General features: G+C 66.2%; 7 protein-coding genes and 1 pseudogene. 7 read left to right on the top strand and 1 reads right to left on the bottom strand.

Features of this window, described 5'->3' with window-relative positions:
- Window positions 1–351: 351 nt before the first annotated feature.
- The 6 genes from NR187_RS07670 to NR187_RS07645 all read left to right on the top strand — a co-directional run bounded on the left by NR187_RS07670 (window position 352) and on the right by NR187_RS07645 (window position 8,822).
- Window positions 352–2,280 (top strand): efflux transporter outer membrane subunit, encoded by a 1,929-nt coding sequence (locus NR187_RS07670; protein WP_372702959.1) that lies wholly within the window; start codon window positions 352–354, stop codon window positions 2,278–2,280.
- On the top strand, window positions 2,277–3,509 hold the full coding sequence (locus NR187_RS07665; RefSeq protein WP_211384793.1) for an efflux RND transporter periplasmic adaptor subunit: 1,233 nt from the start codon (window positions 2,277–2,279) through the stop codon (window positions 3,507–3,509). The genes NR187_RS07670 and NR187_RS07665 overlap by 4 nt, the downstream gene beginning before the upstream one ends.
- A gap of 1 nt (window position 3,510) precedes the next feature.
- Complete coding sequence (locus NR187_RS07660) at window positions 3,511–5,472, top strand: MacB family efflux pump subunit (protein ID WP_211384792.1); 1,962 nt, start codon at window positions 3,511–3,513, stop codon at window positions 5,470–5,472.
- A 90-nt stretch (window positions 5,473–5,562) separates the two neighbouring features.
- Complete coding sequence (locus NR187_RS07655) at window positions 5,563–6,276, top strand: response regulator (protein WP_256806183.1); 714 nt, start codon at window positions 5,563–5,565, stop codon at window positions 6,274–6,276.
- Complete coding sequence (locus NR187_RS07650) at window positions 6,273–7,604, top strand: ATP-binding protein (protein ID WP_256806182.1); 1,332 nt, start codon at window positions 6,273–6,275, stop codon at window positions 7,602–7,604. Before NR187_RS07655 ends, NR187_RS07650 begins: the two co-directional genes overlap by 4 nt.
- A 57-nt stretch (window positions 7,605–7,661) precedes the next feature.
- The gene (locus tag NR187_RS07645; protein WP_211384789.1) at window positions 7,662–8,822 is read left to right on the top strand and encodes an MFS transporter; all 1,161 of its coding nucleotides are present in this window, start codon (window positions 7,662–7,664) and stop codon (window positions 8,820–8,822) included.
- A 6-nt stretch (window positions 8,823–8,828) separates the two neighbouring features.
- On the opposite strand, the gene NR187_RS07640 is transcribed toward NR187_RS07645, so the two are convergent.
- Complete coding sequence (locus NR187_RS07640; protein ID WP_211384788.1) at window positions 8,829–9,818, bottom strand: tripartite tricarboxylate transporter substrate binding protein; 990 nt, start codon at window positions 9,816–9,818, stop codon at window positions 8,829–8,831.
- 297 nt (window positions 9,819–10,115) lie between these two features.
- Between NR187_RS07640 and NR187_RS07635 the strand changes: the two are divergent.
- Window positions 10,116–11,203, top strand: a pseudogene (locus tag NR187_RS07635) (winged helix-turn-helix domain-containing protein); the annotation flags it as partial.

Below are 11,203 nucleotides of genomic sequence, written 5' to 3'. Positions count from 1 at the left end.
GAGAAAACCGCACAGCAGCATACAGGTGTAGCCAATCACTCGGCCTTCCCTGCGCAGTGGTTGGACGGCTTATGCCGTGCTCTCCCGGGAGCCGAGTTCGTTCTGGCCTCCCTCACTCCAGCGAAAGTCGCCGACACCGCGCCGGTTGACGCGAATGCCGCATCCGCAAGAGCTTGACCGTAGCAACGACGGCCAGGACCACACGGTTTTGCCGTACGCACGGTTCGCCATTTCGCCGCAGTTTTTCCAGCCCTGTCGACGGAGCCGGAAACTTACAGACGAGACGAACCTGACAGCGCCGCTCGTCCAGCACGAAGTTTTTGGGCTCACGGAGAGCAATCCGCCCTGCCCTTGACCTCGCGCCCGACGCTGCCGCGTCCACCGCAAGCCCGGCTCGCGAACATGACGACCACAAGATCGCCCCTCAAGGATGAGCCGGGTGGGCGACACATACGCCAAAACCGAATTTCGGTAAAGCGGAATATTTTATCCATGCGGCTTGACACCGGCGCAAGCCGGAGGTGCCAGGGTGTTTTGCCCGACGGGCAGCCCACGGGGGCCGAGATGCAGGGCAACATCTGTTTACATCCAGCAACAATCCGTCTGCCGAAAGGCCATGATCGCCCGGCTAATCAGCCCTGCCTCGCCTTCGACGCGGTCGGCCTCCGGGCCGCGAGCGCCGCCGCTCCCTGGCGAGACCACTGGATTTCAGCCGATTTGATGCCGTCACATTCGTTCGTCGTAAGCCCCGTGTCGCCCGCAAAGGTGGATCATCACCCGACGCCAGACCCGTTGCATGCCGCCCTGTCGCGCGCCGGATCAATCTGCGTTGCGCTGATGGTGGGCGGCGCGCTGGCCGGCTGCGCGGTCGGCCCGGACTATATTGGCCCGCCCAAGCTCGACCTGCCTTCGCACTGGAGCACCGGGACCGCTTCGCATCGGGACGCGGGCAGGCTCGACCGCTGGTGGCTCCGCCTGCGCGATCCCCTGCTCAACCGGCTCATCGAAGAGGCAGTTCAAGCCAACCCTGATGTCGCGAAAGCGAAAGCGGTCGTACGCGAGGCGCGCGCCACCCTGCAGCAGACCACGGCAGGCCTGTTTCCGTCCGTGAGCGGCACCGCCTCGACGACCAACAACAAGACCAGCGCCGCCTCCTCTTCGGTTCTCGTCGACAGCGCGCCTTACACGCTGCACCAGGCGAGCTTCGATTCGAGCTGGGAGCTCGACCTGTTCGGCGGCACGCAGCGGAGCATCGAAACGGCGGTGCGCGGGGCAGAATCGGCCGAGGAGGATCTGCGCGACAGCCTGGTCACGTTGATCGGCGATGTCGCAGCCTATTACGTCGAGGCGCGGGGCTATCAGGCCCGGATCGCGCTGGCGCAGCGGACAGCGGTCTCGCAGCGCGACACCGAAAAGCTCACACGCGGCAAATACGATGCCGGCAGCGGCAACGCCGTCGACCTCGCCAAGGCGACCGCGCAAGCCGCGAGCACGGAAGCCAATGTTCCGACCTATCAGGCTGCGCTCGCGGCCGATATTCATCGGCTCGGGATCCTGCTCGGGCGACCGCCGGACGGCGTCGCCTCGCTGATGGCGCGGTCCGCACCCGTGCCGGCACCGCGTATGCCGTTGCCCGCCGGACTGCCCGCCGATCTCCTCACGAGCCGACCCGACGTCGCCAGCGCCGAGCGCAAGCTGGCGCAGGCAACCGCCAAGATCGGCCAGGCCGAGGCCGACCGCTACCCGGCGGTGTCGTTGACCGGCTCGGTCGGCACCTCGGCGCTGCGCGCCGGCGATCTCGCAAAATATTCCAGCGTGAGCTGGTCGGTCGGGCCTTCCGTCACGGTGCCGGTGTTCGATGCCGGCAAGCGCCAGGCTACGGTCCGAATAGCGGAAGCGCAACGGGACCAGGCGTTCGCCACCTTCCATTCGACCCTGCTCACCGCGCTCGAGGAGGTCGAGAACGCCCTGGTCTCGCTGTCACGCGAACGCGTGCGCGCCTCCAAGCTGACGGAGGCGGCGACGAACTACCGCGAGGCGGCGCGGCTGTCGCGATCGCTGTACGAAACCGGCAGTGCCAGCTTCATCGACGTGCTGGATGCCGAACGTTCGCTCTATTCGGCCGAAGATTCGCTGATCCAGAGCAAGGTGTCGGCCGCCAAGGACTACATTTCGCTCGCGAAGGCGCTCGGCGGCGGCTGGGCCGACCCGGTCGACGTGTCGACGCCGATCATCGTGGACGCCAACACGGGGCCTCACATGCGGGAAACGGTCAAGTGACTGATATCATCACCGCCAAGCGCGTGAAGATCGCCGCCGCCGTGGTTGCCGTCGTGGCGACCGGTGTCGTCGCGGCCACACGCTTCCCGGGGACATCGAGCAAGGCGCAGTCCTACATCACCGCGCCCGTCACCGTCAGCGATCTGCGCGAGGAGGTGCTCGCCAGCGGCACGCTCAAGCCGGCACGATTGACGGCCGTCGGCGCCCAGGTGTCGGGCCGGATCACGGCGCTCAACGTGCGCGTCGGCGATACCGTCAAGGCCGGCGACGTCATCGCCCAGATCGACCCCGTGACCAAGCAGAACGATTTGCGAAGCTCGGAGGCTTCGCTGAAGAACTACCGCGCGCAGAAGGACGAGAAGGAGGCCGCACTGGCGCTGGCGGAAGCCAACCTCGCGCGCCAGCAGGCGACACTGGCGCAGCGTGCGACATCGCGCAGCGATTTCGACAGCGCGGATTCGACGGTGCGCCAGACCCGCGCCCAGATCGCAGCCCTGGACGCCCTGATCGTCGGCGCCGAAGCCAGCCTGGAGACCGCGCGGGTGAACCTCGAATACACCCGCATCACCGCGCCGATCGACGGCACGGTGCTCGCAACCGTCGCGCAGGAGGGACAGACGGTCAACGCGGTCCAGTCGGCGCCGACCATCGTCGTGCTCGGCCAACTCGAGACGATGACCGTGCGGGCAGAGATTTCCGAGGCCGACATCGTCAAGGTCAAGCCGGGCCAATCGCTCTACTTCACCATCCTCGGCGACCAGGACCATCGCTACGAGGCCAGGCTCGAGCAGATCGAGCCTGCGCCCGAGTCGATCAAGAGCGACGCCAGCTTCTCCTCGACCACCACGACGTCGACATCGAGCACGAGCTCCTCGAGCTCGACCAGCACCGCGATCTACTACATCGGCGTCTTCAACGTCCCCAACAAGGAATATGCGCTGCGGACCTACATGACCGCGGAGGTGCACATCATCACCGGAGAGGCCAAGCGCGTGAAGGTCATTCCGGCACTGGCGGTGATGCGGAAGTCGGACGGGCGCAGCACGGTGCGCACCCTGAGCCCATCGGGCGACGTGGCCGAGCGCGACGTCAAGACAGGCCTCAACGATCGCACCACCGTCGAGATCAAATCCGGCCTCGTCGAAGGCGAGCGTGTCGTCACCGGAGAGGCCAACGAGCAGACCGCTTCGCACGGCACGTCGGGCGGCGGCCCGCCGGGAGGCCCCTGACATGGCCGATCCGATCATCGCCCTTCACAACGTCCGGCGCGAATTCACGGCAGGCGATACGCGCGTGGTCGCGCTCGACGACTTCTCGCTCAGCATCCAGCCCGGCGAGATGGTCGCGATCATCGGCTCGTCCGGGTCGGGCAAGTCGACGCTGCTCAACATTCTCGGCTGTCTCGATCGGCCGACATCGGGCACCTATCGCGTCGCCGGCAAGAATGTCGCCGAGCTCGACGCCGATGCGCTTGCAGCGCTGCGCCGCGAGCATTTCGGCTTCATTTTCCAGCGCTATCATCTGCTCGGCGACCTCTCTGCCGGCGAAAACGTGGAGATCCCCGCGATCTATGCCGGAATGAAGGCCCGAGAGCGCCGCACGCGCGCAGAGACGCTTCTCGCACGGCTCGGGGTGAACGACCGGCGTGGTCACCGCCCGAACCAGCTTTCGGGCGGCCAGCAGCAGCGTGTCTCGATCGCGCGGGCGCTGATCAACGGCGCCGAGGTCGTCCTGGCGGACGAACCGACCGGCGCGCTCGACCGGCGCAGCGGCGAGGAAGTCCTCAAGATCCTGAAGGAGCTGAACCGCGAGGGGCGGACGATCATCATCGTCACCCACGATGCCGACGTCGCCGCCAGGGCCGAGCGCGTCATCGAGCTGCGCGACGGCAAGATCGTGGCAGACCGCCGCACGGCGACCGCGGAGCCATCGCAGCTGCCTGCTCCAGTGGCCCGGACCGGCTGGGACAGTGCGCCAGGCTGGTCCGGCGCCTTGCGGCGCCTGCGCGAGGCGTCGCGGATGGCGCTGGTGTCGATGGCCGCGCATCGGCTGCGCGCCTTCCTGACGATGCTCGGCATCATCATCGGCATCGCGGCGGTGTCGTCCGTCGTGGCGCTCGGCAACGCCTCTCAGCGCAAGGTGCTGTCCGACATCGCAAGCCTCGGCACCAACACGATCGAGGTGTTTCCGGGCAAGGATTTCGGCGATGCCCGCGCCGGCAAGATCAAGACGCTGGTCGTCGACGACGCCCGCGCGCTCGACCGGCAGAGCTTCATCGCCGGCGTGACGCCGACGGTTTCGACCAGCACGACCGTGCGGTACCGTGGCAACGAGTCCAATGTGCTGGTGAACGGCGTCGGCGAGAGCTATTTCCAGGTCAAGGGCGCCAAGCTCGCGAAGGGACGCCTGTTCGATACCGAGGCGGTCCGCAACATCGAGCGGCAGGCCGTCATCGACGACAACACCCGCAAGACCTTCTTCGCCGACGACCAGACCTCCGGCATCGGACGCGTCATCTGGCTCGGGAAGGTCCCCTGCATTATCGTGGGCGTCATCGCCCAGCAGCAGGGCGGGTTCGGCTCGAACCAGAATCTCTCGGTCTACCTGCCCTACACCACGGTGCAGGCCCAGTTCACGGGCGACCGCGCGCTTCGCAGCGTCCTGCTGCGGATCAGCGACGAGGTCTCGACCGCGCTGGCGCAGGATGCGGTCACCACGCTGCTGACGCAGCGGCACAATGTCAGGGATTTCGTCATCCTCAACACCGACGACATCCGCCGCACCATCACGAGCACGACGCGGACCCTGGCTTTCCTCGTGGCCGCGATCGCGGTCATCTCGCTGGTCGTCGGCGGCATCGGCGTCATGAACATCATGCTGGTGTCCGTCTCTGAGCGGATCAGCGAAATCGGCGTGCGCATGGCGGTCGGCGCCAGGCGCAGCGACATTCTCCAGCAATTCCTGGTCGAGGCGACCCTGATCTCGTCCATCGGCGGCATCGCCGGCATTCTCATCGCGATCCTGCTCGGCGTTGCCATCAACATCGCCGCGCCGGGATTCGAGGTCAGCTATTCGATGTTCTCGATCGGCGCGGCGTTCCTGACCTCGACCGGGATCGGCGTCGCCTTCGGGTTCTTCCCCGCCCGCCGCGCAGCATTCCTCGACCCCGTGGTGGCGCTGAGCCGTGACTGACCTTAGGATTGCACCATGACCGTAGTTCTTCGGGCGAGACATTCGTCCGCAAATCGATCAACGATCGGCAACCCCGATGCGATCTCAACCATGACAAGCGGCACGCAGAACATCCTGATCGTCGAGGACGACCAACAGACCCGCGACCTCATCGCGCGCTATCTGCGCGATCAAAAATTCTCGGTCGACACGGTCGCCAACGGCAAGGAGATGGACCGCTATCTCTCGCGGAACCGGGCCGACCTGATCGTGCTCGACCTGATGCTGCCCGGCGAGGACGGCTTGAGCCTCTGCCGCCGCGTGCGCATGGAGTCCATGACGCCGATCATCATTCTCACCGCCAAGGGCGAGGATCTCGACCGGATCCTCGGCCTCGAGATGGGAGCCGACGATTATCTGCCAAAGCCGTTCAACCCGCGCGAGCTTCTCGCCAGGATCAACGCCGTCCTGCGCCGCCATATGAGCGGGCTGGCCGCCGGCTCCACGGCGACGCGCCTCAAATTCGAGGGCTGGACCATCGATCTGCGCCTGCGGGATTTGCGCAACCCCGAAGGCGCGCAGGTGCCGCTGACCAGCGCCGAGTTCGATCTGCTGCAGGCCTTCTGCGAACGCGCCGGCCGCATCCTGGCCCGCGACAACCTCCTGAGCATGACGCGTGGCCGTCCCGGGGGAAGCTTCGGCCGCAGCATCGACGTCCTCGTCAGCCGGCTGCGCCGCAAGCTCGACCGGACCGAAGGGACCTCGATGATCAGAACCGTCCGCACCGGCGGCTACGTCTTCACCCCGGTGGTGGAGGAAGCATGAGCCGCATCGCCGACACCGTCGCGCTGTTCAGCTTCAGGCGGATCAGCGGCCAGATCGCGGCCCTGATCCTGGGATCGCTGATCCTGATCCACGTCCTGATCGCCGGGTATTTCCTGCTCAGCCGGCCGAAGCCGCTGGCGGACACGCCCATCGAGCAGTTCGAGCTGATCGCAAGGATCATCGCCAATACACCGCAGGCAGAGCGCGGTCTCGTCCTGGAAAGCATCAGCCGAAGCTTTCCGGTGCTCAGGCTCCGATTGAGAGAAGGCGTTTCCGCCTCCACGGCGCCGTTGCCCGAGCGGACAGCCCTGAACATCCCGCTGTCGCTGGACGGCCGCGCCGATCTCCTTCGGGGCGACGCGCCGGAGGACAATCGCATCTGGTTCTATCTGGCGAACGACGAGGTGCTCGAGGCCACGATCGGATCATTCAAGATGCCGCCATTCGTGAGCGGTCTCTGGACCAGCACGCTGCTGTTCCTGGTGGCGAGCGTGACGCTGCTCGGCGTCTGGGCCGGCCGCGCGCTCAGTTCGCCGCTGTCGGCCTTCGCGCGGGCGGCGGAGGACTTCAGCCTGAACCGGTCGTCGGCGCCGCTGCCAGAGAACGGACCGGAGGAGATCAAGTCCGCAGCGAGGGCGCTCAACCGGATGCGCGAGCGCATCACCACGCTGATGAACGACCGGACCCGCATGCTGGCGGCCATCAGCCACGATCTGCGCACGCCGATCACGCGCCTGCGGCTGCGCTCGGAATATATCGAGGACCCGGCACAGCGCACGCAGACCGTACGCGACCTCGACCAGATGCAGTCCATGCTCGAATCGGTGCTTTCGCTGCTGCGCAGTGAAAGTCCCGTCCAGCCGACGCTGGTGGACGTCGCAGCGCTGCTTCAGATGGTCTGCGAGCAATTTTCTGATTCCGGATTTGCCGTGACCTATTCCGGCCCGGACAGGGCCGCCTTCATCCTGCGCCCGGATGAGATCATCCGCGCGGTCACCAACCTCGTCCAGAACGCAACGCGCTTCGGAACCGAAGTCGACGTCGCGCTGTTGACGGCCGGGGATCATCTCGTCATCGACGTTGCCGACGACGGACCCGGCATTCCCGATCAAAGGAAGGCCGCGATGCTGGAGCCCTTCGTACGCGGAGAGGAAGCCCGCACCATGGACGAGACATCGGGATTTGGCCTCGGCCTCTCCATCGCGCAGGCGATCGTGACCGCGCATGATGGAACGCTTCAGCTGCTCGACAACGAGCCGAAGGGCCTGCGTGTCCGCTTGCGGCTGTCGAACGCCGCCTGCGACAATTCGAGCACGCCCCGGACATAAAGGCGCGACAATCCCGGGGTTTGTCGATCGCCCTGCCCTGCTTCCTCCGGAGTTCCCATGTCATCTGCCGACCGGCCGGCGACGCGCCTTGCGACCAGGCTTGCCTTTCTCGTCGCGGGCTTCGGCATCGCGTGCTGGGCGCCGCTGGTGCCGTTCGCGAAGACACGGCTCGGCGTCGATGACGGTGTGCTCGGGTTGCTCCTGCTCAGCCTCGGCATCGGCTCGGTCGTCGCAATGCTTTTGACCGGCGTCCTGAGCGCGCGCTACGGCTCGAGGCCGATCATTATTGCGGGCGGGCTCGGTCTCGCTTTGGTCCTGCCTGTGCTGGCGGTCGCGAGCTCGCCCGCGACGCTGGCGCTGGCGCTCCTCGCCTTCGGCGCCGCGCTCGGCTCCATCGACGTCGCCATGAACATCCACGCGGTGGAGGTGGAGCGCGCAGCGCCACGTCCGCTGATGTCCGGCTTCCACGCGCTGTTCAGCATCGGCGGCTTTGCCGGATCCGCGCTGATGACCGTATTGCTTTCGCTGCAACTTGGCGTGCTCGCCTGCACGCTGATCTGCTCCGTCCTGATGCTGATCGCGATGCTGGTGGCCTGGCCGCGCCTGTTGCGTTCCACGAAGGTGCAGGACGGACCGCTGTTCGTGCTGCCGCACGGCTCCGTGCTTCTGCTCGCGCTGCTCGGCGCCATCACCTTCCTCGTCGAAGGCGCGATGCTCGATTGGGGTGCGCTGCTCGTCATCGGCGCAGGCCTCGTCGCGGATGCGCAAGGCGGCATCGGCTATATCGTGTTCTCGATCGCGATGACCGTCGGACGGCTCGGCGGCGACGCCGTCGTCGCGCGCATCGGCGACCGTGCGACATTGTTCTGGGGCAGCCTCATTGCCATCGCGGGCTTCGTGGTCCTGCTCACGGCTGGCGTCGCGGCGGTCGCCGTCGGCGGCTTCATGCTGATCGGCCTCGGCGCATCGAACCTCGTGCCGGTGCTGTTCCGCCGGGCGGCGAGGCAGACGGTGATGCCCACGGGGCTCGCCGTCGCGGCGATTACGACGGCGGGCTACGCCGGCATCCTCGTCGGTCCCGCCGGCGTCGGCTTCGTGGCACGCATTGGCGGATTGCCGATGGCGTTCTGGCTTCTGGCCGCATTGATGGGGCTCGTCACGTTGTCCGCGCGCATTGTCACCGCGGAGCGGCGCCAGACATCGCGCGTCGATGCGTGAGCGACCTCACAATTTGCGCAGCCCGATCGATTTGATCACCGGCGCCAGGCTTGCCGTCGTCGCCTCGACGATGCGCTGGAATTTGTCCGGGCTTGAATCGCTGTCCGGCTCCAGGCCCTGGGCGCGGTAGCTCGCGAGCAGTGCGGGATCGGACATGGCCAGTCGCGTTGCCTGCGCGATCCGGCCGATGATGGCATCGTCGGTGCGCCTGGGTGCAAAGATGCCGAACCATCCCTCATAGCGAAGATCCGGCATGCCGGATTCGACGGCGGTCGGAATCTCCGGCGCGCCGCTCAAACGCTTTTCCGTGGTGACCGCCAGCAGCCTGACCTTCCCGGCCTCGCTCAGCTCCTTCAACTGGACGGACATCACGCCAATGATGAGCGAGATCTGACCACTGACGAGGTCGTTGGCCGCCTGCGACATCCCCCGATAAGGCACATGGACAATGTCCAGTGCGCCAGCCTGCTGTTTGAAGGATTCTCCGACCAGATGGTTTCCGGTGGCGATGCCGGGCGTCCCATAGGACAGCTTTCCCGGATTGGCCTTTGCGTAGGCGATCAGTTCGCGCAGGTTTGCGGCGGGCAGCGACGGATGAACGGCGAAAACCAACGCACTGCTGATCAGGCGGTAGATCGCGCGGAAATCGTCAACGGAATAGCCGGGATTTGCCGAGGTCAGGGGAATGATGACCTGCGTGCTGCCGTTGCCGAGCAGCAGCGAATAGCCGTCGGGCTCCTCGCGCGCGACGGCGGCGGTCCCGATCGCGCCGCCTGCACCGCCGATATAGTCGATGAAGGTCGGCCCGAGCAGCGATGACATCTTGTCGACCCAGGGACGCCCGATCTGGTCCCCCGCTCCGCCGGCTCCGTACGGATGCACGAGGCGAATGGGGCGGGAGGGATAATCGGCGGCCTGTCCGCTGCGCGGAATGGCGGCAAGGGCCGCTGCGCCCGATAACGCATGGACGAAGTGTCGGCGCGAAAAGGACGGCATGGTCGAATTCCGGAAGTCGGTGGTCACTGTCGAGGCGGGACCGGCTCCCAAGCCATCCCATCGCAGCAATCTTCCACCGCCGTCAATGCTCCGTCCGGACTAGCTCCCGCCGCCATGGACACGGTCATGCCGACCTAAGCCATTCCTTTTAAAGCAATATTCCCGAGGCCCACGGACCCAAGCCGTCTGCGCAGAGCTGTCAGCCCTGCCCACTGCTTTCGGCCAGTTTACTGTACGCCTCGTTCTGATAGACCAGAAAGTAATACCTTTTGACTCCCGTTGCGGGGGCAATGGCGCGTGCCAGATCGTACCGAAGACTCGGCCATTTCCTTTGGGCCATTTCGACTGTTTCCGAAGTCCCGGCTCTTGGAGAAGGAGGGCTCGCCGCTTCATGTCGGCGGCCGTGCACTCGATATTCTCATCTTCCTGGCCGAGCGCCCCGGTGAAGTCGTCGACAAGAGAGAGCTGGTCAAGCGCATCTGGGCCGACGTCAATGTCGACGAAGGCAGCCTCCGCTTCCATGTCGCGGTGCTGCGCAAGGCGCTCGGGGATACCGGCAAGTCGGCCCGTTATGTCGTCAACGTGCCCGGCCGCGGCTATTGCTTCGTCGCCTCGTTCGCTCAACCGGCCCCGCCCGCCGCCCAGCCTCTCGCCGAGATCATACCCCCCCGCTCGCTTCCCGCGCCGCTCTCGAAGATGGTCGGACGGGAGGAGATCGTCGAGAAGATATCGAGCGGGCTTTCGCTGCATCGCTTCATGACCGTCGTCGGCCCGGGCGGCATCGGCAAGACCGCGGTCGCCGTCACGGTCGGTCATCGCCGTTCCCAGGATTTCGGCGGACGCGTCTTCTTCGTCGACTTCGGTCCGCTGCGGGATGCCAGCCACATCGCGACCACCATTGCTTCGGCGCTCGGACTGACAATCAGCGCGGAGGATCCGACGCCGGCCGTGCTGACATTTCTGAAGACCGGCCCGGCCCTGCTGATCTTCGACGGTTGCGAACATGTGCTGGATAATCTGGCGCCGCTCGTCGAGAGCATCGTTCGCGAGGCGCCGCAGCTTCGTGTTCTCGCGACCAGCCGCGAGAGTTTCCGCAGCGAAGGCGAGCGGATATTCCGGCTGTTCCCGCTGGATTGTCCGCCCGAGCGCGAAGGGCTCGATGCCGCCGCGGTCCTTGCCTACCCCGCGGCTCAGCTCTTCGTGGAGCGCATCGCGCAGAGCTCGGGCCCGTTCCAGCTCAGCGCGGAAGAGGCGCCGCTCGTCGCCAGCATCTGCCGGCGCCTCGACGGCATCGCGCTGGCGATCGAGCTCGCGGCAGGCCGCGTCAATGCCTACGGCATCGCCGGCACCGCATCGCTGCTCGACAGCCGCTTTTCGCTGCAGTG

The sequence above is a fragment of the Bradyrhizobium sp. Bra64 genome, from assembly GCF_024519875.1.
GTDB lineage: Bacteria > Pseudomonadota > Alphaproteobacteria > Rhizobiales > Xanthobacteraceae > Bradyrhizobium > Bradyrhizobium japonicum_G.
The sequence above is the reverse complement of the archived record's forward strand: the minus strand, read 5'-3'. Positions and strand labels throughout refer to the sequence as shown.

What these genes read in the sequence shown, in the direction of transcription:
- NR187_RS07660 (WP_211384792.1), top strand. Translation starts at nt 3,511, where the DNA reads ATGGCCGATCCGATCATCGCCCTTCACAACGTCCGGCGCGAATTCACG.
- NR187_RS07655 (WP_256806183.1), top strand. Translation starts at nt 5,563, where the DNA reads ATGACAAGCGGCACGCAGAACATCCTGATCGTCGAGGACGACCAACAG.
- NR187_RS07650 (WP_256806182.1), top strand. Translation starts at nt 6,273, where the DNA reads ATGAGCCGCATCGCCGACACCGTCGCGCTGTTCAGCTTCAGGCGGATC.
- NR187_RS07645 (WP_211384789.1), top strand. Translation starts at nt 7,662, where the DNA reads ATGTCATCTGCCGACCGGCCGGCGACGCGCCTTGCGACCAGGCTTGCC.
- NR187_RS07640 (WP_211384788.1), bottom strand. Translation starts at nt 9,818, where the DNA reads ATGCCGTCCTTTTCGCGCCGACACTTCGTCCATGCGTTATCGGGCGCA.